Origin of the sequence: Psychrobacter sp. JCM 18901, assembly GCF_000586435.1 — a bacterium.
Classification (GTDB): Bacteria; Pseudomonadota; Gammaproteobacteria; order Pseudomonadales; family Moraxellaceae; genus Psychrobacter.
Map to the genome: position 1 here is coordinate 18,729 of NZ_BAWH01000008.1, position 22,540 is coordinate 41,268.

18 protein-coding genes and 7 pseudogenes are annotated in these 22,540 nt (G+C 42.6%); 11 read left to right on the top strand and 14 right to left on the bottom strand.

The features are described 5' to 3' along the window. Nucleotides 1–303 precede the first annotated feature (303 nt). Nucleotides 304–2,328 (top strand): annotated as a pseudogene (locus TT11_RS07565) (ATP-binding cassette domain-containing protein). 71 nt (nucleotides 2,329–2,399) lie between these two features. On the opposite strand, the gene TT11_RS07575 reads toward TT11_RS07565, so the two are convergent. Beyond that, entirely contained in the window at nucleotides 2,400–2,762 is a 363-nt protein-coding gene (locus tag TT11_RS07575; RefSeq protein WP_057757673.1) for a septal ring lytic transglycosylase RlpA family protein, read from the bottom strand. A 540-nt stretch (nucleotides 2,763–3,302) separates the two neighbouring features. Here TT11_RS07575 and TT11_RS07580 point away from each other — a divergent pair. The 7 genes and pseudogenes from TT11_RS07580 (at nucleotide 3,303) to TT11_RS07610 (ending at nucleotide 7,535) form a co-directional block, all read left to right on the top strand. Beyond that, nucleotides 3,303–3,761: a DUF3015 family protein gene (locus TT11_RS07580; RefSeq protein ID WP_261869887.1), complete on the top strand. Its 459-nt coding sequence runs from the start codon at nucleotides 3,303–3,305 to the stop codon at nucleotides 3,759–3,761. Nucleotides 3,762–3,891: 130 nt separating this feature from the next. Next, nucleotides 3,892–4,527 carry a hypothetical protein gene (locus TT11_RS07585; RefSeq protein ID WP_261869889.1) on the top strand — a complete coding sequence of 212 codons (636 nt, stop codon included), beginning with the start codon at nucleotides 3,892–3,894 and terminating at the stop codon, nucleotides 4,525–4,527. Continuing rightward, nucleotides 4,520–5,059 carry a DUF4105 domain-containing protein gene (locus TT11_RS07590; protein ID WP_261869949.1) on the top strand — a complete coding sequence of 180 codons (540 nt, stop codon included), beginning with the start codon at nucleotides 4,520–4,522 and terminating at the stop codon, nucleotides 5,057–5,059. Before TT11_RS07585 ends, TT11_RS07590 begins: the two co-directional genes overlap by 8 nt. A 146-nt stretch (nucleotides 5,060–5,205) precedes the next feature. Next, the gene (locus TT11_RS07595; protein ID WP_261869891.1) at nucleotides 5,206–5,715 is read left to right on the top strand and encodes a hypothetical protein; all 510 of its coding nucleotides are present in this window, start codon (nucleotides 5,206–5,208) and stop codon (nucleotides 5,713–5,715) included. Further along, the gene (locus TT11_RS07600) at nucleotides 5,712–5,936 is read left to right on the top strand and encodes a hypothetical protein (protein ID WP_261869893.1); all 225 of its coding nucleotides are present in this window, start codon (nucleotides 5,712–5,714) and stop codon (nucleotides 5,934–5,936) included. The genes TT11_RS07595 and TT11_RS07600 overlap by 4 nt, the downstream gene beginning before the upstream one ends. Nucleotides 5,937–6,087: 151 nt before the next feature. Beyond that, nucleotides 6,088–7,111 (top strand): annotated as a pseudogene (locus TT11_RS07605) (DnaJ C-terminal domain-containing protein). 100 nt (nucleotides 7,112–7,211) lie between these two features. After that, on the top strand, nucleotides 7,212–7,535 hold the full coding sequence (locus TT11_RS07610; RefSeq protein WP_102083164.1) for a chaperone modulator CbpM: 324 nt from the start codon (nucleotides 7,212–7,214) through the stop codon (nucleotides 7,533–7,535). Nucleotides 7,536–7,615: 80 nt separating this feature from the next. Here TT11_RS07610 and sstT read toward each other — a convergent pair. From sstT to TT11_RS07635, 5 genes and pseudogenes are all read right to left on the bottom strand, one after another. Further along, a pseudogene (gene sstT, locus TT11_RS07615) lies at nucleotides 7,616–8,819 on the bottom strand (serine/threonine transporter SstT). Between the two features lie 294 nt (nucleotides 8,820–9,113). Then, the gene (locus tag TT11_RS07620; protein WP_370587822.1) at nucleotides 9,114–9,473 is read right to left on the bottom strand and encodes a DNA polymerase III subunit chi; all 360 of its coding nucleotides are present in this window, start codon (nucleotides 9,471–9,473) and stop codon (nucleotides 9,114–9,116) included. Next, nucleotides 9,418–9,618 (bottom strand): hypothetical protein, encoded by a 201-nt coding sequence (locus tag TT11_RS07625; protein ID WP_261869894.1) that lies wholly within the window; start codon nucleotides 9,616–9,618, stop codon nucleotides 9,418–9,420. The genes TT11_RS07620 and TT11_RS07625 overlap by 56 nt, the downstream gene beginning before the upstream one ends. A gap of 7 nt (nucleotides 9,619–9,625) precedes the next feature. Next, nucleotides 9,626–11,283: pseudogene (locus TT11_RS07630) on the bottom strand (leucyl aminopeptidase). 235 nt (nucleotides 11,284–11,518) lie between these two features. After that, nucleotides 11,519–12,058, bottom strand: coding sequence for a cysteine hydrolase family protein (locus tag TT11_RS07635; RefSeq protein WP_261869897.1), 540 nt, complete (start codon nucleotides 12,056–12,058; stop codon nucleotides 11,519–11,521). A gap of 569 nt (nucleotides 12,059–12,627) precedes the next feature. Here TT11_RS07635 and lptF point away from each other — a divergent pair. After that, nucleotides 12,628–13,947: pseudogene (gene lptF, locus TT11_RS07640) on the top strand (LPS export ABC transporter permease LptF). Beyond that, nucleotides 13,947–15,155: an LPS export ABC transporter permease LptG gene (gene lptG / locus TT11_RS07645; protein WP_261869898.1), complete on the top strand. Its 1,209-nt coding sequence runs from the start codon at nucleotides 13,947–13,949 to the stop codon at nucleotides 15,153–15,155. The pseudogene lptF and the gene lptG overlap by 1 nt, the downstream one beginning before the upstream one ends. A 120-nt stretch (nucleotides 15,156–15,275) precedes the next feature. Here lptG and TT11_RS07650 read toward each other — a convergent pair. Continuing rightward, a pseudogene (locus tag TT11_RS07650) lies at nucleotides 15,276–15,887 on the bottom strand (class I SAM-dependent methyltransferase). Between the two features lie 497 nt (nucleotides 15,888–16,384). On the opposite strand from TT11_RS07650, the gene TT11_RS07655 reads away from it, so the two are divergent. Continuing rightward, nucleotides 16,385–16,576, top strand: coding sequence for a PH domain-containing protein (locus TT11_RS07655; protein ID WP_261869951.1), 192 nt, complete (start codon nucleotides 16,385–16,387; stop codon nucleotides 16,574–16,576). 63 nt (nucleotides 16,577–16,639) lie between these two features. Here TT11_RS07655 and TT11_RS07660 read toward each other — a convergent pair whose 3' ends face one another. The 7 genes and pseudogenes from TT11_RS07660 to recN all read right to left on the bottom strand — a co-directional run bounded on the left by TT11_RS07660 (nucleotide 16,640) and on the right by recN (nucleotide 22,075). Then, nucleotides 16,640–16,969, bottom strand: a complete 330-nt coding sequence (locus tag TT11_RS07660; protein WP_261869900.1) for a DUF3817 domain-containing protein — start codon at nucleotides 16,967–16,969, stop codon at nucleotides 16,640–16,642. A gap of 69 nt (nucleotides 16,970–17,038) precedes the next feature. Continuing rightward, on the bottom strand, nucleotides 17,039–17,908 hold the full coding sequence (gene xerD / locus TT11_RS07665) for a site-specific tyrosine recombinase XerD (RefSeq protein WP_261869952.1): 870 nt from the start codon (nucleotides 17,906–17,908) through the stop codon (nucleotides 17,039–17,041). A 134-nt stretch (nucleotides 17,909–18,042) separates the two neighbouring features. Beyond that, nucleotides 18,043–18,291, bottom strand: a complete 249-nt coding sequence (locus tag TT11_RS07670; RefSeq protein ID WP_261869901.1) for a sulfurtransferase TusA family protein — start codon at nucleotides 18,289–18,291, stop codon at nucleotides 18,043–18,045. Between the two features lie 221 nt (nucleotides 18,292–18,512). Further along, entirely contained in the window at nucleotides 18,513–18,947 is a 435-nt protein-coding gene (locus tag TT11_RS07675; protein ID WP_261869902.1) for a hypothetical protein, read from the bottom strand. 86 nt (nucleotides 18,948–19,033) lie between these two features. Beyond that, a pseudogene (gene ruvX / locus TT11_RS07680) lies at nucleotides 19,034–19,616 on the bottom strand (Holliday junction resolvase RuvX). 50 nt (nucleotides 19,617–19,666) lie between these two features. Beyond that, complete coding sequence (locus TT11_RS07685; RefSeq protein WP_101204671.1) at nucleotides 19,667–20,230, bottom strand: YqgE/AlgH family protein; 564 nt, start codon at nucleotides 20,228–20,230, stop codon at nucleotides 19,667–19,669. 165 nt (nucleotides 20,231–20,395) lie between these two features. Further along, on the bottom strand, nucleotides 20,396–22,075 hold the full coding sequence (recN, locus tag TT11_RS07690; RefSeq protein WP_261869903.1) for a DNA repair protein RecN: 1,680 nt from the start codon (nucleotides 22,073–22,075) through the stop codon (nucleotides 20,396–20,398). Nucleotides 22,076–22,540: the final 465 nt, after the last annotated feature.

Sequence of the window (22,540 nt, forward strand, 5' to 3'; positions counted from 1 at the left end):
GTGTGACTAAATAGCGTATGACTATATAAAACACTACTTAATAATATTAGACAGTCTTAAAGCTTATTAGTCATATTACGGTATTTTACGGCCATAACCTTTATAATAGTAACAACCATGTATGAGCTCAAGAGTCGCTTGTGCAACTTAAGGGATTTAGCGTAATAAATACTTAGTTTTGAAATAGTTATTTAATTGTTTGCCTATGGGGCGAGCGTTTGAAATAATAGCCGCCAGTTGGCATACCCTATGTGTGTTTCTTATTGCCCTATATCTATATTATTGTTGAGATGAAGAAATTATATGATCGAATTTAAAGACGTTGGTGTTCGCCGTGATGGTCGTGAATTGTTTGCAGGTGCAAGCTTTCAGCTCCATCCAGGTCACAAAGTTGGACTGACGGGCAACAACGGCACAGGCAAATCTACTTTATTTGCGCTATTACTGACGCAGATGGGTACAGGCGATACAGAGGTCACCCTTGATAAAGGTGAAGTCAGTATTCCTGATAGCTGGCATGTGGCGCACATGGCACAGGAAGTTGGTGCTACGACGCAGTCTGCAATCGATTATGTATTGAGCGGTGATGAGCAGTGGTATGAAATTAATGCTGCGCTAAATGATTTGAGCAGTGTCAGTGATGAGCAAATTGGTGTGCTACACCAGCAGTTCGATGAAATCGACGGATATCGTACGCCGACCAAAGCAGCACAAATTATGGCAGGTCTTGGTTTTAAGACTAGCCAGCATGAACTGCCAGTAGAAGGGTTTTCTGGTGGTTGGCGTATGCGCTTAAACCTCGCCAAAACCTTGATGAGCCGTGCTGATTTGATGTTACTCGATGAGCCAACCAACCATTTGGACTTGGACGCTATCTTGTGGCTTGAAACATGGATCAATGCCTATATGGGCCTGGTTATCGTCATCTCGCATGATCAGGCATTTCTAGATGCAACCGTCGGTCATATCCTGCATGTAGAGCAACAAAAAAATCACTCTATATACTGGTAACTATCAGCAGTTTATTCGTACCCGTCACGAGCGTATGGCGCAGCAGCAGCAAGCGTTTGAGAAGCAAGAAGCGACCAAGGCTCATTTGGATGACTTTATTCGTCGTTTCCGTGCTAAAGCCAGTAAAGCTAAGCAAGCACAGAGCCGTATTAAGCAGTTAGAGCGCATGGCAGAGCTGTCACCAATGATGGCTGACAATCCGTTCTCGTTCCAGTTTTACGAGCCAGCAAACATGAGCTCACCGCTAATTGAGCTAACCAACGCAGATATTGGCTATAGTGAGACACCGCTTCTACACAATGCCAATGTACAGGTAACCCCTGACACCCGTCTTGGCTTACTAGGTATGAACGGCGCTGGTAAATCAACGTTGATTAAAGCATTAGTCGGTGAACTTGGCGTACTAACAGGGAAATATCGTGTTTCGGATACCCTAAAGCTAGGCTATTTCAATCAGCATCAAATGGACATCTTAGATGCCAAAGCAACGCCTATAGAGATGTTACGTCGCCTAGCGGGCAAAACCTCTGATGCGATGCTACGCTCGTTTTTGGGTAGCTTTGACTTCCGCGGTGAGCGTATTGACACCCCAAGCGAGCTATTTTCAGGTGGTGAGCGTGCGCGTTTGACCTTGGCACTGATCGTTTGGCAACGTCCAAACGTCCTTGTACTCGATGAGCCAACCAACCATTTAGACTTACAAATGCGTCAAGCATTGACTATCGCCTTGCAAGGTTTCAAAGGTGCAGTGGTATTGGTCTCGCATGATCGAGAGTTGATTGCCAATGTCTGTGATGAGCTATATCTGGTACATGATGGTATCATCGAAGAGTTCGATGGTGACATTGGCGACTATGGTAAATGGCTAGCAGAGAAGCGCAAGCAAGAGAACGCATCAGATAAAAATACAGGTAAGAAAAAAAAGTAAAAAAAGAGAGTAAGAAGTTTGTTTCACGTGAAACAGATAATAGCCAATTAAATAATAAAGCATCTGATAACTCATCAAACAGTAAAGCTGCGACGCCTGCGCTTAGTAAAGAAGAGCAGCGTAAACTAGCCGCTGAACAGCGTAAAATGACAGCACCTATCCGCCGCGAGATAGAAGAAACAGAAAAGACACTGGCTAAGATTGATAAGCAGCTTGTAACGCTTGAAGAAAAACTGGCTGATACAGATCTGTATGAAGAGAGCCGTAAGTCTGACTTGCTTGTATTGCTCAATGAGCAAACAGCGCTACAGCAGCAGCATAGTGATAATGAGGAAAAGTTACTACTATCAATGACGACTTTAGAAGAGATGGAGGCTAAGTTCGCATAAAGCGTTCTAGATAGTTAGTTATATAAGCAGACATAAAAAGGGATGGCATCAGCCATCCCTTTTTTATTACATTATTCCTTACGATATTTGCCATCACCGTACGACAGTATTTCCATCGTGGTCGTACAAAGCTGACAGTTTATTTCACCAGCAGCGGCTTTTGATAAATCAAGGATACGACCTCTAATAAAAGGTCCTCTGTCCGTGATTTTTACAACGACGCTCTGCTTTGTCTTTTGATTGGTTACTTGTACCTTCGTGCCGAACGGTAACGTGCGATGTGCAGCGGTTAGAGAGTTCATGTTGAAGATGCTGCCACTCGCTGTGCGCTTGCCATGAAACTTACTACCGTAGTAACTGGTATTGGCAGCGAAAACTGTGGTGCTAAGTAGTAGCGATAAAGTGACAACCAAAGACTTGATTAAATAAGACATTTAATACCTTTAAGCAATTAATAAAATAGACAGATGCTCTTGCCTACGTTATCTATACTCCCTATGAGTATGAATAATAGGGGATTCTACAAGAGCTAGCTTGTCATATTATTACTGCTGTGTAAAAAAACTCATGAGGTCAAATAGCTGTTTTTTAAGGAAAAATAGCTATTTTTAGCAAAAATAATGATGACGTAGATACTAAAATTAGACTTATAAAGAGTGATTCTCATAAAGAAGCCGACAAAATACTGGAAAGCTATTAATACAATATAAATAGGTAATATATAAAGACCAAATCTATCGATATAGCATAATTATCGTTATGAAAGCTCAAGTAGAAATAGATAATATAATGTAAAAAAAACCTTGCTATATTCTTACTATTTTGTAGAATGGATAAGGTTAGACATTATTCTAGAGTATCTATCAAATATACTCATAATAAGTTTGATTTTTTATCAAATAATCTATTTTTTATCGTCTTTCGAGGAAGTTTTATGTTGAAAAAAAATTGCGATTGCTTCAGTTGTTGCTGCTATGATTCCATTTAGCGCAGCTAATGCCGATCTTGGTTCTAAATTTAAAACGGCAGAAACTGGTCGCACTATCGAGCAGATTTATAAGCAGTGTGGTATTGGTGGTGCTTTGTTTGGTAATTCTAGCCCTATCTTAGCTATTATCTCTAACGTGACTTGGGATTTAGGTACTACGGCTGCTACTTCTGACTCTATGTCTCCTGAAACTTGCCAAGGTGGTAACGTTAGAGCTGCGGTTTTGATTAAAGAAGCCTTCCCAAGTGTTGAAAAAGATCTAGCTTCAGGCCAAGGTGCTCATTTATCTGCCTACAAAGTGTTGCTAACTGTGATTCAGCCGCTAGCGTACGCGCACAGTATGGTCAATATACTCAGACTTCTGCCTATCGTACTGCTACGCAAGATCAAAATGCTGAGACGCTATTTAGCATCGTTAAGCAAAGCTGTGCTATCTAAATATTGAAAGTGCTAGGTATTAAGTTTTTAGTTTAATACTCAAACTTTTGATGATTTAATGATAAAAACACGTAAACCTAGTGCTTACGTGTTTTTTATTGCTCATGTATTTATGGTATCTAAATAAAATGCAAAAGATGTTTTTATGGGTGGCCTGTTTGGCTGCAACGACTATTTGCAATGCGGAAGTTGATGAAACGAATGCCTATGCTTCAGATCCAGTAATAGTAGATAACGAAAATAAGTTCTCTTCTAGTAATGATTCGGCTATCGCAGCAGACATGACTTTAAGTGATCGCGAGAACTTGTCAGATATTGAGCCAAGCGTACAACGACTCACTGAATCGCAGATACAAGAGCAAAACCGGAACTCTCAAAAAAATACCGCTATTGATCCCATAAAACTAAAATCATTGGCTAAGCACTCCCAATGGCAACATTTATTGTTTTATAAAAATGGCAAGGCTGAAGTCATCTCACCAGATTTTTATTTAACCAATCCTAAGCCTCGTTCGAAACGTAATTTTGATCCCTATGCAGAGCTTATAGCAACGATAGAGCAAATAAATAATGAGGGCGTAGCTTGTAAGTATCCAGCCAGATATTTATGGCTTAATCATCATCTACCAGAGCTGAACGTCGATCTCAAAAACTGCTCAAAATTACCCGATGCGAATCAAGAAATAAGCTTGATCCTAGTAAGCAGCTATCTAAAAAAACCCAGTTTCTTCATTTGGTCATGTACTGGTCAAAACCAACACGCCTATAGATAATGCCAATAATACGAACAGTGATGTCAGAGAGCTATCTAGCGAGGACTTACTTAATAATTCATACAACTTCGGCGCTCGTATTCCAGAAAATGAGAACGGTGCAATGTACGCGCTAAAAGGACTATTTGGGTTTTATGATGCTGGGTTTTCAGAGACGGAATTCTTCAAACAAGACGCGGTATATTCCAAGAACGAGCAACGTGATATGTGGGAGTACGTGCTCAATCTAGATACCTTTGAAACACAATTATTGAACTATCATTTGTACGAAGCAAAGTCTGCTCGATTTGACTACTATTTTATCAAACAAAATTGTGGTTATCGCTCAGGAGAGATACTTGAGCTGATAAGCGACATAAAAACGACTGAGCGAGTAGGTCCTTGGTATGCGCCAGACTATGTATTCGATCAGCTATTAGAACACGACAACGGCGCTGATTCCTTAGTTTCTTCAGTACGCTATTTGCCCTCTGAACAAACGCAGCTGCGCGAGAAGTTTGTACAATTATCTAGCCAATACAAGCCATCATAAACTCTGTCATTCGTACAGAAGACACTGCCCCACTTGCTACTTTAAACGCGGACGATAAGTCAGTTGCGCTTGATTTTCTGATCTTACATCGTACTTATAAAATCACGCAAGACGATACACCGAAGCAGAGAGCTCTCAAAAGCGAATTGCTCAGTCAGCGTTTTGCGCTACCAGCTAGCAATGGTTTGGCTCAGCTGCCTGTACCAAACAAACCCTCTCCAGCATTGAGTAACAAAACCACGCAGACTACCGTCGTTTTATCTGAGGAGAGGGCAGAAGTTGGTTTATCGTTATTTGTAAAAGACCCACTGAACGCTCATACAGATATTGATAAACGTTTTGAAGCCGTAAAAGCGTCACTGGGTTATAGCTTTGATATGCATCAATGGACATTGACGGATTTCGTATTTTTAGACATGCAGCAGATTGAAGATCTTAGACAACCGTTATTAGGCGAACCTAAACTGTCTTGGCAACTAAAAACAGGCGCTCGTACAGACATGTTTACTGGCAATCGGCATAGCCTTACGCACAAGCTGGCGTTGGCGCAGGCGCTAAGTTTGGTAAACATATACTTGGCTATGGTATGGTCAATGCGACGGTCCATGATCAAGATAGACACGCAGATATCGGTATTGAGCTTGGCTTACGTATGAAACGTAATAACCAAAGTGCTGAATTGTCTTACGTAACTTCAAAGCGAGAAGGGCGCGCTGCTATTGATGTTGCCAAATTAACATTACGCCAGCAGCTATCAAAGAATAACGATGCTAGGCTTATAATGACATATTCAGACACTGTGATGGCCGATAATAGCGTAGTGTTAGGTGATTCAGATAAGATCGATGCTGCAGTTGCTTGGCATCATTACTGGTAATATTTATATAACGGTGTTTGTGGTAATTATTGCTATTATGATAAGTAGGCTACAAAAATTGCTATAGCAGAATCTAATAGCTATCTATACTGTATCGTTTGAACTTGGCAGACTGATACCACTAATATGTTTTTATTTTAGGGAAAATCACATGGCAGAGAAAAACTACTATGACATTTTAGGGGTCAAAAAAGACGCCTCAGACGCTGATATCAAAAAAAATACCGCAAGCTTGTTCGTCAGTATCATCCCGATGTCAGTGATCATCCAGACGCTGATAATAAAATTGCAGAAATAAATAACGCTTACGAAACGATTAGAGATAAAGACAAGCGCGCCGAATATGACGCTATGCTCAATAATCCGTTTGCTGGTCAAAGTAGATCAAGTGGGTTTGGTGGCAATGGGCAAACTGGTGCGGGTCAAGGTGGGTTTCGCTGGGAAGATATCAAAGATCAGTTTGGTGACGGTGAGGCCTTTGGTGATGGTGGTTTTCGCTTCGATGACATTTTTTCAGCATTTGGTCGCGGCGCACGTGGGTCAACTGGTGGACAAACGGGCAGTCGCTCTCAAAGCAGCGGATTCGATCAATTTGGTGGTGGCTTTGGGACGCAAGACAGCAAAGGTCAAGATCAGCATGCCGAGATTACCGTTGATTTGTCTTCAGTATATAGTGGCGACGACTATAGTATTAAGCTAAACGTCCCTGTTCGTCAGCCGAATGGTAATGTCGACTACGATAATAAAACCCTTAAGATAAAAATTCCTAAAGGTATCACTGATGGTAAGCAAATTCGTTTAGCAGGGCAAGGTGCTGCTGGTAGCAGTAATGGCAAAAATGGCGATTTGTTTTTGAAGGTTAAAATTCGTCATGATGCAATATTCGTATAGAAGGCGCAGACATTTATCAAACTGTGAATATTACACCGTGGGAAGCGGCACTGGGTGAGAAAATCAACGTCAGTACGCCAGCGGGTACGCTTGGTGTGACCATTCCTAAGAACAGCAAGTCCGGTAGCAATTTACGTCTCAAAGGCAAAGGTATTCCTGCCAAGCAAGCAGGTGACTTGTATCTAACTCTAAATATTGTCAATCCTGATGTCAGTAACGATGCGTCGATACAGGCTTATGAGCAGCTAAAACAAGCCTTTGCTGATACCAATATTAGTCGTTAAACAAGATTATGAACAACCATTACTTATTACTGAAGTAACGAACAAATAGCAGAGATGAACACGATACCGATGAAATAAAGAGAAAACGAGGATAATAGCTATGAACCACTCGACTGAATTTACAGACATCATCATGAGCTTAGATGAACTGGTCTCTGCCTGTGGCCAAGAGCGCCAATGGGTCATCGAATTAATCGAAGAAAATATCATTGAGTATGATGTACCAGAGCATGAAAAATTTACTGGTTATCAGCTAACGACAGTGCGCCGTGCATCGCGACTGAGTCGTGATTTTGAAGCCAGCGTACCAGCAATTGGTTTGATACTTGAGCTGTTAGATGAGGTTGAGCAACTGCGCCAACTTAAACGTCAAATAGAGCAGCAAACACCAGTCATCGAAGTCGACATAGACAACCTAAAGTAATCAAACAATCAAAATACCGCATAAAAAGGGCCCTATAAAGGCCCTTTTTTTTATGTCTATATAAAATACTACAGCAGAAATTAACGCGAATACGTCGGATCCGCTGCTGCTGTAAATAATACATCAGTAGAAGAGTTCAAAGCAGTCTCAGCTGAGTCCTGAATCACACCGATGATAAAGCCAATCGCAACTACTTGCATCGCGATATCATTTGGAATGCTAAATAAGCTAGCAGCGAGTGGAATCAATAGCAATGAACCACCAGCAACACCAGAAGCACCGCAAGCACTAATCGTAGCAACCAGACTGAGTAGCAGCGCTGATGCAAACGTCACTTCGATACCCAACGTATGAGCAGCAGCAAGCGTTAAGACGTTAATCGTAATCGCAGCACCCGCCATGTTAATGGTGGCCCCTAGTGGGATGGTCACCGAATAAGTGTCTTCATGCAATCCAAGCTTACGGGCAAGGTTCATGTTGACTGGGATATTGGCCGCTGAACTACGTGTAAAGAAGGCAGTAATTCCTGATTCGCGCAGACATCTGAACACGAGTGGATAAGGGTTCTTGCCAGTTTTGATAAGGACGATAAGCGGATTGGCAACCAACGCAATGAACAACATACAGCTGATTAATACCATTAAGATACGTGCGTAGCCTGCCAAAGAAGCAAATCCTGTTTCAGCAACCGTGCTAGCGACTAGGCCTAAGATACCAAATGGGGCTAAAGCAATAATCCATTTAACCACTTGTGAGATGGCATCAGCGAAATCACCGACAACATTACGAGCAGTATCACTGGCTTGGCGCAATGCAAAACCAATAATAATTGCCCATGCTAAGATACCAATATAGTTGGCTTCAGCGATTGCATTGATCGGGTTAGCGACCAAGTTCATGAGCAAGTTCGTCAAGACTTCTTTTAGGTCAGCAGGTGGTACTTGTGCGATATCGGCGTTGATCAAGACCAGCTCAGTCGGGAATAAAAAGCTGGCACCGACTGCTGTTAGCGCTGCCAAAAAAAGTGCCGAACATGTACATAATAAGCACCGGCTTTACGTAGACTTCATTGCCACTGCGATGTTGACTAATTGCTGCCATAACCAGAATAAATACTAGGATGGGAGCGACTGCTTTTAGTGCGCCGACAAAGAGTGTACCAAGCAACCCTATGGCGGTGCCGATACTTGGCGCCAGCCAACCAATCAATACCCCTAAAACCAAGCCAATAATAATAAGCGACACCAGCCCTATACGCTGATACATCGCAATTAATGAACGCATCTGTACACCCTCAAGTCCGTTAAAAGTAAGTGAATTGTCACAACAGAAAATCTATCGAAGGATGGTAGCATTTTTTTGACATATTCGCATACCGCTCATAGCAGTAGCTGTTGCATGCAAATAGAGGAATAGTAGAGTTATACAACTAGTACAAAAAGAATGCAGCACTTATAGGCAAGGGCTAGCTACTCAGAATACCTCATTTATAGGAGAGTAAAAGCAGCGATATAGGCAGTGATATATAGGTAGGAAGACATGTCGCTGTAAGAGATGAAGGGAAAATAAACGGCAGAGCTACACCTTAAAGTGGGTCAGATCGTAACCTAATTGCTGGTAGGCTTTATATTTATTGCGACCTTCTTGGGTACTTGTAGCATCAGGTCGGATCAACTCAAGGACTCGGGAGGGTTTTGAATTATTAGTAGCGGCCATAAAATCGTTGACCGGACGTGTTGTCGTATTGAGCACGATACCATTAAAATCTGCTGGCATATGATTGCCTAGTAGTACAGGCGCTAATGATTTATGAGTAGCGATGTTGCTATCATCAGTACCTCTATCATCAGTACCTCTATCATCGGTACTTTTATTGTCATTATCAGAAAGACATTGATGCGGTATAAAACTCGTAGAATCTTGTGCAAAGTGCCGTATCTAGATTTGCTAGTAATGTCTCATCTTCAATTAAAATCAGCAAAGACTGAGCGCTTTTGTTAAGCGCCGTCTGAGTCAGCTGACAAATAAAGCCCAAGAAATCTTGGGCCTTACTCTCACTTAATACATAAAAACTAATTTTCATAAATGGATTAAGCCATCTCTGCGCTGTTTTTTAGATATTGCATAAACAATGGCACAGGACGACCAGTGGCTGCTTTGTCTTTACCTGAGTTCCATGCAGTACCAGCGATGTCTAAATGCGCCCATGCTTGACCTTCTTCAATGAAACGCGATAAGAAGCAGGCGGCAGTTACGGCACCAGCACCTTTACCACCAATGTTTTGCATATCGGCAATTGGTGAATCAAGCTGAGCTTGATACTCATCATCTAAAGGCATATGCCAAATTAGGTCACCTGATAAGTTGCTAGCATTTTCTAAATCAAACAGGACATCTTCATCATTACTAAATACGGCTGAACGCACATGGCCTAGTGCAACTACACAAGCGCCAGTCAAGGTGGCAACATCGATAATGGCTTTTGGCTGATAACGCTGCACGTAGCACAAGGTATCTGCTAGTACCAAGCGACCTTCAGCATCAGTGTTCAAGATTTCAACTGATTTACCATTCATTGCTTTAACGATATCGCCTGGACGCGTGGCATCACCTGATGGCATGTTTTCAGCACAGGCTAGCGCACCAACGACGTTGATTGGTAGACGTGCTTCACATAAGGCTTTGATTGTACCAAGTACTGACGCCGAACCACCCATGTCAAACTTCATCTCGTCCATCGCCGCACCTGGCTTGATTGAAATACCGCCTGAATCAAAGGTCACGCCTTTACCGACTAATACGATAGGTGCGTCGTCATTGGTCACTTGTGCATTATCATTGCTATTTTTGCTTGCATTTTTAGCTGACTTTTTGGTTGGTAGTTTATCGGCTAATGCCTTTAGACCACTTACTTTTGCGTTGCTAGTGGTTTGCTCGGTAGTGCATGCATCTGAACTAAATTCTGATTTGCCACGGTATTCCATGAGAACCAGCTTACCTTCTTTAGTAGAGCCTTGTGCAACGGCCAAGAAGCAATGCATACCTAGCGCTGACATCTCGTCTTCACCTAGTACTTTCACGGTTAATAGGTCAGGATACGTTTTCGCAAGCTCTTGAGCTTGTTCAGCCATATAAGCTGGGAAGCAGATGTTACCTGGTTCATTTGCTACATCGCGAGTCAGGCTCTGACCAGCAAATACTGACTGAGCAAATGCTAGCGCAGGCTGTAGTGACTCATCAGCTAACAGGTAAACATCAGTCAATACAGGACTCGCTTGCTCAGATTTATATTTATCAAAGCGGTAGCTCGCTGCCAACAGATTAAGCGCAAATTGACCAAAGTGATTTTCTTCCAGTGCATCACCCAAAGCAACAGTGATAGAAGATACACGCTTTTGTGTGCTGCTATAGATAGTATTGGCGATTTTTTGCAGCACTGTGTTATTGAACTTATCAGTGTTACCCACACCGACCAACAGCAGTTGTACAGGGTTTTGCTTAGTGGTTTTTTTATCACCTGCCAGCGCATAGTCAGCAACAGTCTCACAGGTAGTACCCTTGAAATGTGATACTTCAATCAACTGCTCAATACGAGTGGTATATTCGGTCAGTACAGATTCAGCGAGAATGTTTTTCTTGTCATCGACCAATACAACCAGACAAGCATCGTCTTTACTTTTGGCTTCTTTTTTTCAGGATTTTTTTGTGTATGGGTCTTTGGTAAATGCTGAGATAATTTGATATTCATATAGTTATCCTTATTAGAGTTATGAAAATTGCAGGATTTGTATGACTGCTTATACCTGTCAGATTATTAGATTATTTGGTCTGTTGAGCAATCACAGTAGTGTAGCATATTGCGATAATCGTGCGCAGTTAGCAAGCCTTAGGTAATACGTTTGAATTATTATGCTGTACTAACTTACGTTATGGTTTAGCGGTTACATTATCATTTTTCGATGATGCCAACAGATGCCAACATACTAGCCATTGACCAATTCATCGGTCGTTACCATCGCGGCAAATCTGTCTTGTAGTGCGGCCATGGCAGTATCATGCATGATTTCAGCGCTTATCGGATCTCTTGTAGCGCTAGGTAAGTCGCGAGTGGCACAGGCATCGTGACAGACAAAACTATCGAAACCTAAATCAAATGCGGCGCGGACGCTTGAGCTGACGCACATATGACTCATAAAACCTGCAAAAATAATCTGCTTTTTTTCTGTTGCTGAGATCAATGATTGTAATTGCGTATCATAAAAGGCATTCGGATGCTTTTTGGCAATTACTGTTTCGCCATCTTGCGGCTGCAACTGTTCGACTATCTCAACGTTAGCTGATAGAGGGTCAAAGACATTGCCATTCTCTGCACCATGATGGGTAATGTGGAAGATAGGTAGATCTTGCTGACGCGCTCTATCGAGTAGTAGGCGCGCATTGGCGATAGCTTTTGCCCCAGCATCCCCTAAGGCATAGCGCCATCGACATATTCGTTTTGATAGTCGATAAGAACAAGCGCGCAATTTGACCAGTCAAGCGCATTGAATGTGCCGCCAGCGAGTTCGAGTAGGGTGGAGGGTGTAGAGGTCGTTTTATTCATTAGTATTATTCTCCGTTTGACGATATAAGTATATTTTTCTATCAGTCAGTCTAGCAATTAATAACAGAGATAAATGTTCGATGATACGAATGACAAACAAACCTTTCCAAAATAAATAAAGCAAAAACTTAACGCCATAAATACTATCAATTCGATGCAATTTAAGGTTTTAGCAATTATTCATCCAATAATTGCTATATTTGTTACTTACTGTCAATAATGCGCTCTCAGCAAGGTGTAGGTAATGTTTTCAAACACATTTCACAGCAATTTTTGGGCAAAACATGCTAGCATTAGCGGTTATATCTGTCGCTTGTGTTTATTGAGTATGACTAACCAGTCGCTTAGTAACGTTTACCGTTATTTGAGTATTTAGATGACCCATATCATGCTGATGATATGACGTCTACGACCTAAACATTCAATAAGCTCATCATCAATCGCGCGCATACCAACCGTTTAAGAGTACCCATTGTGATATTACGCCGCTACATGACACAACAAGTTGCCTCGACACTGCCTTAGTGTTGGGGTTTTTGGTAGTGATGATGCTCGGCGGTCGTTTGATACGCTACTTTGGCATCGCTGCTGAAGGTCGTTTGGACGTCAGCCTACTGTTTACGATCATTGGGTATAACCTGCCGTATTTTTTTAGAGCTCATTTTACCGTTAGCATTCTTTATCGCTTTGATGCTGGTATTTGGTCGCTTATATGTCGATCAAGAAATGGCAGTGATTAATGCTAGTGGCGTGTCTCGAGGTAAGCTTGCTCGATTGATGACACCATTAATATTGGCATTGTTCGTCGGCGAGGCGGCACTATCTGTCGTTGGTAAACCTTGGGGTGTCCGCTCGTCTGAGGCTGTGTGGCAGCAGCAAGCATTGACCAGTGCGTTTGATTTGATCCGTCCGAACGAGTTTATCAGTAGCGGTAATTATCATTTATATGTGGGTAGTCTCAGCGATGATAAGAAAAAAATTGCAAGATGTGATATTAATCCAATCTGAACCTGCGAAAAAAAGGTAGTGCTGCTGAAAGTGTTAATGCTACTGCCACTGCTACTGATATGAATAATACGATTGACAGTGAAACAGCCGAACAGATTGGCATCTCAGATATCCCTAAAGATATTATAAATAGTGGTGCAAAGGACATCAGCAAAGACACGATCACGTTGGCTAAGCGTGCTGAGCAAGTAGATACTGGCAATAGCGGCGTGACTCAGTTGGATCTGTTTCAAGGACGTCGTTACGAAGTTGGCGCAGGCAGTCTGAAATATAATCAAGTCGCTTTTGATCGTTATCGCATCACCTTGACTGAATCTTCACAGGAAGTTATCACCGAAGACAATATTGAAACGCAAAAGATTGGACCATTGTGGCAAGCTGCCACGAGTAGCTCACCATCAGGTACGAATAGTGCAATGCGTGCTGCACAAGGTGAGCTTGGCTATCGTTTGGCGCTACCATGCTGATGATTATCGCGCCTATGTTGGCCGTACCACTGGCGCAAGTGCGTCCGCGTCAAGGACGTTGGCTACGCTTGTTTCCTTCTATCTTATTATTTGTCAGCTGTGTATTAGGTATCATCTCGCTAAAAAAAATGCAGTGAGCAAAGACAGCATCAGTGTATGGGCGTATGCATGGCTCATCTTAGGATTTATGGCATTGGCGCTTTATATGAATTGGGGTAGCCGTGTGCAACATCGATTGCGCTTTCGCAAACAAGAAAATAGACTAGCCGCTGCCGCAACTGGTTCAGTTAGCGACATAGACAATCAGAACAACAGCTCACAAGGAGGGCAGTTTTAATGCGCTCTTTATTTGCTAAGTCAGCCAAGTCTAATCAATTGGCTAAAAAACCTGCCAATCTAAAAGTCCTCAGTCGCTATGTCAAACTCAACGCTCTATTGGCTATTATCGCTGCCGTCATTGGTTTATGGGCCTTGCAGCTGATTTTCTCTTACTTATCAGAGCTTGACTCGTTAGATGATAATTACACCATGGGCGAGGCGCTCAAATATATCTTTTATCGTTCGCCATACTTTTTAGAGCAGTTTATCCCAACAGGTGCGCTACTGGGTGCTGTGATAGGGTTGGGCTTACTGGCCAACAAAAGCGAGCTGGTCGTTATGCGCGCGGCTGGGGTCAGTATCTATCGCATCGTCGGCTGGGTATTGCAGCCTGCTTTGATATTTGTGCTATTGGCCTTGGCTATCAATCAATTTGTTTTACCATCTTCTAATCAATTGGCAAAACAGATTAACGATGAAGAAAGCGCCTCGCTAGTTACCTCGGTACGCGGATACTGGACAATTCAGCCACGATTTGATAGTGAAGAAGATGGTAGCGCGTCACCTGATGGTAGCGATATTTTATATATTGATTATGCTGATGTCGCAGGTAATATTGGCGAAATTAAGCGCTGGCATTTGGATAACGATGGTAACTTGCAAACTGCTGTCCATGCGGAAGGTGGGAAGTATACTGGCCGTGAACCAATCGATGTGAACAGTGAAAAGCCAAGCGAGCAGTATCGTTACGAGTGGCAGCTAGACGATATGGTTAAGCTTTCTATCAATCAGGGCTTCGAGAGTAGCCAAGCCGTTTCACTATCAGATACGCTAAGTCTGCCCTTTGCCCCAGAGTCTGTGTATCTGCTAACGCGTAAGGCAGAGGATTTGTCATTGACGCAGCTGTATGAGCATCGTACGTTTATGCGTCAACAGGGCAGTCGTTCGTTAGATCATGAGGTTGCCTTTTGGCAAAAGCTACTATCACCATTATCGATATTGTCGTTAGTGATTGTCGCTTGCTCGTTTGTCTTTGGTTCGCTACGGACGCACAGCTTAGGCTTGCGTATCGTCGTGGCGTTGTTGTTTGGTCTACTATTTAGCTATATACAAGACTTAGTTGGTTTTGTATCGCTAGCCACAGGCTTTTCACCAATGCTCATGGTGCTATTACCGATTATTGGCAGCGCGCTATTAGGCGGATATCTAATAAAACGCCAGATGTAAAAAGACAATTGGCCATACAAAATAAAAAGCACGCTAAAATTAATTTAGCGTGCTTTTTTATGTCGATTTCAATTTAAGCTTCAGTTTAAATGGCCGAAACTCAATCATGGAAAGCTAAAACTAGTCTTTGGTCGCCATCGTAATCGTATAGGTTTTACCTTGTTTGATTTTATCGCTATTACCAAACACTTCGGTAAACGAGCGTTTCACAAATTGGCGCAGACCATTGATGGTGACGACATAAAAACGGCCACCTTTACGCATGCGTGCATAAGCATCGAGGAAGTATAAGTAATGCTGCTCTTTACCGACTTTGGCTGGCAAGTTTGACATCACAAGGCTAAAGTCTTTGTCTTTTGCCACATGATTAAAGCCATTTGATAAATGTACATCAACATTGTTTAGACCATTTTTTTCACAGTTACGGCGTGCATATTCTACTGCCATAAAGTCTTTATCAATCAGTGTATGCTGACCATTTGGACATTCACGTGCTGCCGTCATACCAAGTACACCATAACCACAGCCTAAATCGATCGAATCATCATCTTGCTCAAAATCCACATAATCAAGAAGCATCAAGCTACCGTCATCGAGCTTTTGCGGTGAAAAAAATACCCCACGTGGTCGCAAAATCAAACGGCTTACCCAGCACTTCTTGGCGAAAATTGATATCTTCGCGCCAGTGTTCGGCGTTTTTTTTAATAGGTCAGCAGGTGGTCTATGGTTCATGGGATTCTCGGATAATAGATAGGAAAAAGGTAGTGCGCAGCCCAGTTAGGCAGCGTGTATATCATGACGCACTTTAATAAGAGTATTGTAACGAGAAAAGGGTAGGTTTGCAGCTATCTATTTCTAGAACTGCATTTTGCTATATCGCAAAAAACTTTTAAGAAAAAAAATGTTAGAGACATTAGATAAGAGGTAACGCTTAATATAGAATCAAATTTAACCTGATAGTTGCTAAGTATTATTTATGCCAGACATTACATTCGTATCTAAAGTAGACTTCTGGCTCGCACTGTTACTTTGGAGTTTGAGTTTATTTACTGTGTCTGTTCCATTATGGCAGTGGAAGCGAGGTGCTCACAAATCCCTCATACAAACCATATTAATGACGGTTATTCTCATACCTTTTGCAGCACTAATGCTTATCCCTTTTTTTCGGTACTCAGTACATATTAACGAATGACCAGCTACAAGTAGATAGTGGGTTTTCTGTTCAAAAAATTGAGATTACAGATATCATCTATATTACGCCGACTCGAAGTATGAGTTCTGCGCCAGCACTATCACTGGATAGGATTAAAATAGTATATAAAAATGAAGAAATACTAATCTCACCAAAAGACAAGTTACGTTTTTATCGGGAGATACAGGCACGTAATCCAAGTATAGCGATAGATGAAGCAGGCGAATAGAATAGCATTATAGTTAGCCGCGTTGAGCCATATATCGTTCCTGATAGTGAATTTCTCTTGAAATTATTTCCTCAAACTCTTATTTAATAAGTGATCAAATATAAATGGTCCGAATGGCAAAAACGAGCCGAGCACACCAGCAGGTAGCGCCCAAAGCGGCATTTTTATTCTGCTCGCGGTGATGATTAATACCATGACATAAGCAACGAATAATACCCCATGCACTGGACCGACATAGCTTACCGCTTCTGGAATATCGAACATATATTTGAGTGGCATCGCGATACCAAGTAACAATAAAAAAGAAGTGCCTTCTAAATAACCCATGATAGTAAGATTTCGGAGTGCAGAGTTTTGACTCTTTGTTAAGGCAGACGGTTGAGCTTGCGACACAATATATTCCTTTTACAATCATCAATAAATATTAGATTTCAATGCTGCCCATATGACAATATGGCAAGGCTACCCACGTGGATGATGCTCCGCATGCAATTTCTGCAATCTCGCTGTTGCAACATGAGTATAGATTTGCGTGGTGGATAAATCGCTATGTCCTAGCAATAATTGCACACTACGCAAGTCTGCACCATGATTGAGCAAATGTGTGGCAAAGGCGTGACGTAGCGTATGCGGGGATAACTCTTTATCGATACTGGCAACTTTGGCGTACTTCTTAAGTAGATACCAAAAGTTCTGCCGCGTCATATAACCACCTTGCGCCGTCAAAAATACCGCTTGGCAATTGCCCGATTTTAAATGAGCAATCAAGTCGCCACGCCCATGAGACAGATAATCTTCCAATGCATCCGCTGCATATTCGCCGAGGGGCACCAGTCGCGTTTTATTCCCTTTCCCCGTGATTTGTAGCCAACCTGAGTTTAGATTCACTTGCTCTAATGAGAGGTTAATCAACTCACTCACCCGCAGACCGCAGGCGTATAAAACTTCTAGCATGGCTTTATCACGCAGTCCAAGTGCCGTGCTGGTATCAGGTGCGGCAAGTAGATTATCGACATCCGCCTCGGCTAAGTCTTTTGGTAACGGTCGTCCGAGTTTTGGGCTTTTGATACGTTCACAAGGATTGTCTTCACGCAGATTACTGGCAATCATCCATAGATAAAACTGGCGCAAGCTTGAGAGCATGCGTGCTTGTGTACGTGGGGTTTTGCCATCTTGAGCAAGGAGCGACAGACAATGCAGCACATCATTAGGCTGCCAGCGTGTCAGGGCGATAGGATTGGTCAGCTCACAAGAGCGCAGGTCACGGACGTACGCATTACGAGTACGCGTCGCTAGACCGCGCGCCAGCATGGCTTGACGAAATTCAGTCATATAAGCTGGCTCATCATCGACCGCCAATGCTTTAGGCTGTCGTTGTTGCACGGCACGATCACGCTCATAGGATGATACTCAGGTAGGGGTTAAGTTAGCAATAACAGACAGTTATTAAAATAATGCCAAACTTATCATGCCATTTTTTTCTTAACCAGATAGCGATATAGCGTTACGCTTGCAGGCGTATCCTCATCGCTATCGATGGTAATTTCATCAGGATCAGCGTCTAAGCTCACGTTCTCAGCCAGTGTTTCTTGGCCTACTAGTTCATGACCTAAATGACGACAGAAATTTGGAATATCGCGCGTGGTAGCCGGATCTGTCGCCAATATTTCAATCACTTCACCGCCATCTGCTTTGCGAATGACGCGGTGTAGCATCATGACGGGTTCAGGACAAATGAGCCTTGAGTATCTAAGTGATGGTGGATAAGCGTGTCTGGTATCGAAGTGGTCATAGTCATTATCGTAAAGCTAAATAAGTGAATTTGAGGGTAAGTAGTTTGCTTAAGTGCTTATCATGGCGTACTTTGTAGATCGTCTATGCTTTAGTACTTTCAGCCTCTTCGTCGGCATCAGGCGTATCAGCTACTTCTAAAAAGTTAAAAAAACCGCTTAAAACTTACTTTAAATAAAAATGCCACACCTAGCCAACAAGATAGTCCCAACCATGCAGTATCGGCAAAAATTAATCCACCAACCAATATAATAGTCGATACGCCAATACTCATGGCAATCATCGACGGTTGGTTTAAGCGATAACGATAAACGACCAATGCATCATAAATAGTAATGGGTATCGTGAGGGCTACCAGGGCGTAGGGCAAATTGTAAAATAACTGATAAAGCAGCTGGTTGTCATGGAAAGCTTTGATACTAGCAATCGTGCCAAAGACCACAAATGCAAAAATAGCCGCATAAATGAGATAAATCGCTATTTGGTTGGCACGTTGGGCGCCTTTAATACGGGCAATAGCAAGTGGAGCAAAACCATGCTGTGACTTATGTTGCGAGGGTTGGTCTGAGACAGTGGTCATAGTAATCAGTCATTTATCCGTTAAGAGGTACGATGTATCGAAGTGACATTATAGCCGCACACGTGTCTTTTACCTATTTGGCTGCTTTATTCTGCTTTGATTGCATCGATAGCGATACTGCTATTAGGATCAGCAAAATAGGTCGACATTAGGATACAAGCGGAGATATCATCGATTGGGTCGCGTTCGTTTTTGATCCAACCGTTATCCCATGCGATTTCTCTTGCTTCGATTGAAGTCAGACGCTCATCACACAGTGATACGGTCACTGGCAAATGTTGCTCCATTACTCTATGGGCCAGACGACGAGCGAATTTGTGCGCTCGTTTTGAAAGCATAGAGCTAGTGCCATCCATATTAAGCGGTAGACCAACCACGACTTGCGCCACGCCCCAGACTTTGATGATACCAATTAAGTTGTCCCAATCTGGCTGACCGTTATTCATTGCCAAAATGTCAAAGGCACGCGCCGTCTGCGTAATGGTATTACCGAGCGCCATACCCATTTTTTTTGACGCCGTAGTCTAGCGCCAAGATAAGATGCGGCTTTACTTCTGGCTCAATAGTTTCAGCAATGATATTGCTATCGTTATCGAGAGTATCAAGACCAATATCACTGTCATTATCTATAGCGTCTGTGCTATTAGCCGTAAAAGTGCTAGCTACCATAGTAACGGGTGTCCTTTATGTCTTTATCTAAATTCGCAGAGCGTATGATATTACGCATGACCTATGTCACTACTAAGATAGTCGAAATTGACTCCGATTTTGTCGGCTGCAATTTGCCAGCGTTCTTCAAACGGTGTATCAAATAATAAATTCAGATCGGCAGGGCAGACTAACCAATCACCATTACTCAGCTCTTGGTCTAGCTGTTTTTTGCCCCAACTGGCATGACCTAGGCATAGCTGATAATGACCGACGCCTTGCCCTGCGGCAATACGCTTCAGAATATCTTGGCTAGTTGTGATGCAAACGTTCTCTGAAATAGCAAAAGAAGACGCCCATTCCGGCTGACCAGTATGCAGCACAAAGCCGACCTCAGGATACATAGGGCCGCCCTCTAATGCCACATCTTCCATCACCTGCGGATTGGTCACTTCAATGTCTAAATCTTCTAGCAGCTTACCTACGCGAGATTGCTCAAGCGGACGATTGACCATCAGACCTAGGGCGCCGTGCTTGTCATGACGGCAAATATATATAAGTGCCTGCTCAAACCTTGGGTCTGACAGCTCTGGTGCTGCAATCAAAAAATGATGGGTCAAATTGGTTTTAGACATAGAAATAAATGCAACCTAATAATAAGGGTGAAAGACTACTATATGGTGATAATCAACAGAAAAGCAAGATTCGCACTAATTGCTACTGACCATCATACAGACTCAGATAACCATCCGTTTGATGAAACGAACGGTTATTTAACGTTAGATAGGTCAGGTAGAGCGTTATTTAACATCGGATAATAAGCTGCGGGCATGATCGCGCGTGACATCAGTGATAATGACACCACCAGACATACGCGCCAACTCGTCTACTTGCGCACTGTTGGTCAGTATGAGTAGCTCGCTTTCGGTCTGTTCTTGATGGTGCTTTTGTACCAAGATATGTTGATGCGCTTGCGCTGCGACTTGCGCTTGGTGTGTGATGGCCAGTAATTGCTGTGTTTGCCCAAGCGAGCGTAGCAGTTCGCCAACCACTTGCGCAGTACCGCCACTGATACCGACATCGACCTCATCAAATACCAGCATAGGCTTGGCAGCATTATTATCGGCATTGGTCGCTTGTAAGACTTGCATCACGAGCGCCATACGTGACAGTTCACCACCTGAGGCGATTTTGTGTAGAGGCTGCATTGGCATACCGACATTGGCGCTGAATAATAAATCAATATCGAAACAACCTTGGGCATTGTACTGACTAGGTTCGGCTTTCTTAGTAAAAACAAATTCACAGCGAGCATTAGGTAGCGCAAGTGGTTGTAGCTGTTTGATGAGTTGCTTACTAATTATCGGAGCAGCTTTTGTGCGCTCTTTATTCAACTGTGTCGCCAGAGCGAGATAGTCTTGCCAAGCCTGATCAATTTGCGCTGCCATTGCATCACTGCTTGGCTCGTTCTCTAGCTGCTCTAATTGCGCTTCCCAGCCTTTTGCTTCATCAATTAAATCACTCGCTGGCAAGCTATGCTTACGTGACAGACGATGTCCTAAGCTGATTAAATTGTCTAATGTCTGTAAGCGTTCAGGATCAGGTAGCTGCTGTTCGGCATAATCTGATAGCAGGGCAGTCACTTCAGTGATTTGCTGCTGTGCTAGATGGAGCTGTTCAGAAGCTTGTTCAAACGTTTGACTGACACTTACTTGATTGTCACAGAGTTTAATCGCTTGTCCGAGCAAGGTCATGACATCTGGCTCGTCAGTATCATTGTCGAGCAAATGCAGACCATGACTAGCCTCTTGCATTAAGGCTTCAATGTTGGAGAGCTCTTCGTGTTCAGATTCAACTTCGGCGTAGTCCACAGCCAATAATGGCGCAATATCTGCTAATTGGCTCTGCAACAACTGAATACGATCTTGACGCTGGGCTTCGCGGCTCGCGATGTCATCTGCGCGACGTTTTAGCTGCTGATAGGCTTGATAGCTACTGGCAGTTTGGATGGCTAGCGGTGTTATCTGGGCCATCTCATCAAGCCATTGCACCACAAATTGCGGCTTGAGCAATGCTTGCTGAGCATGTTGGCTATGTATATTGACCAATAAAGTGCCTAAACTCTTTAGCTCCGCTAAGCTAACCGGTGAACCATTTAGCCATGCTTTTGAGCGGCCAGTATTGCTTAATTGTCGACGAATAAGTACTTCAGGCTCTTCTAGCGGTCGATCATTTTTGGCAAACCAGTCAGCGACGACGCTGTTATTTTCTACATCAAATTGAGCGTAGATATCTGCATGCGCAGCGCCATGCCTGACCATTGCACTGTCTGCTCGCTCACCGACACATAGTGATAGTGCATCTAGCAATAACGACTTGCCAGCACCTGTTTCACCAGTGATGACATTAAAACCTTCAGCCACGCTCAGCTCATGCTGAGCAATCAACGCAAACTGATGTAAAGTTAACGATACTAGCATCAACGCCTCTCAGGACAGACAATGGACATCATATAAATCTTAGGAAGCCATCTATAAATAGGGTAAATAAGGAATTGAAAATATCTATTTAAACTTGCTAATTAGATAAATATTGTAGGCAAATAGTATGGTGTTAAATGTGCGTAAATACAAACTTTAAGACGAGGTATAACAGAATTTATTATTGGGAGATTACCATAAAACTATTAAAAACTGACAATAAATCATCGACATAATACCTATGACATTAATCATTAGGGTCATTGGATATCCAAAGATAAGCATAGTATGAGAAGAAGTATTTTGACTGATAATGATAAAAAGATACCTAAAATGATGGTCTAGCATCCGCCTAGAAAAATACCAAATGAATATTAAATGAGTGAGTGGATACTTTCCATCAAATAGCATTTTCCTAGCCGCTTTAACAAACTTTATAGATATAATGTGGTAGCATAATCTCAC

What these genes read in the sequence shown, in the direction of transcription:
- lptG (WP_261869898.1), top strand. Translation starts at nt 13,947, where the DNA reads ATGCGCTCTTTATTTGCTAAGTCAGCCAAGTCTAATCAATTGGCTAAA.
- xerD (WP_261869952.1), bottom strand. Translation starts at nt 17,908, where the DNA reads ATGACTGAATTTCGTCAAGCCATGCTGGCGCGCGGTCTAGCGACGCGT.
- TT11_RS07670 (WP_261869901.1), bottom strand. Translation starts at nt 18,291, where the DNA reads ATGCTACACCGCGTCATTCGCAAAGCAGATGGCGGTGAAGTGATTGAA.
- recN (WP_261869903.1), bottom strand. Translation starts at nt 22,075, where the DNA reads ATGCTAGTATCGTTAACTTTACATCAGTTTGCGTTGATTGCTCAGCAT.
- TT11_RS07600 (WP_261869893.1), top strand. Translation starts at nt 5,712, where the DNA reads ATGAAACGTAATAACCAAAGTGCTGAATTGTCTTACGTAACTTCAAAG.
- TT11_RS07610 (WP_102083164.1), top strand. Translation starts at nt 7,212, where the DNA reads ATGAACCACTCGACTGAATTTACAGACATCATCATGAGCTTAGATGAA.
- TT11_RS07675 (WP_261869902.1), bottom strand. Translation starts at nt 18,947, where the DNA reads ATGACCACTGTCTCAGACCAACCCTCGCAACATAAGTCACAGCATGGT.
- TT11_RS07585 (WP_261869889.1), top strand. Translation starts at nt 3,892, where the DNA reads ATGTTTTTATGGGTGGCCTGTTTGGCTGCAACGACTATTTGCAATGCG.
- TT11_RS07625 (WP_261869894.1), bottom strand. Translation starts at nt 9,618, where the DNA reads ATGAAAATTAGTTTTTATGTATTAAGTGAGAGTAAGGCCCAAGATTTC.
- TT11_RS07685 (WP_101204671.1), bottom strand. Translation starts at nt 20,230, where the DNA reads ATGTCTAAAACCAATTTGACCCATCATTTTTTGATTGCAGCACCAGAG.
- TT11_RS07575 (WP_057757673.1), bottom strand. Translation starts at nt 2,762, where the DNA reads ATGTCTTATTTAATCAAGTCTTTGGTTGTCACTTTATCGCTACTACTT.
- TT11_RS07580 (WP_261869887.1), top strand. Translation starts at nt 3,303, where the DNA reads ATGATTCCATTTAGCGCAGCTAATGCCGATCTTGGTTCTAAATTTAAA.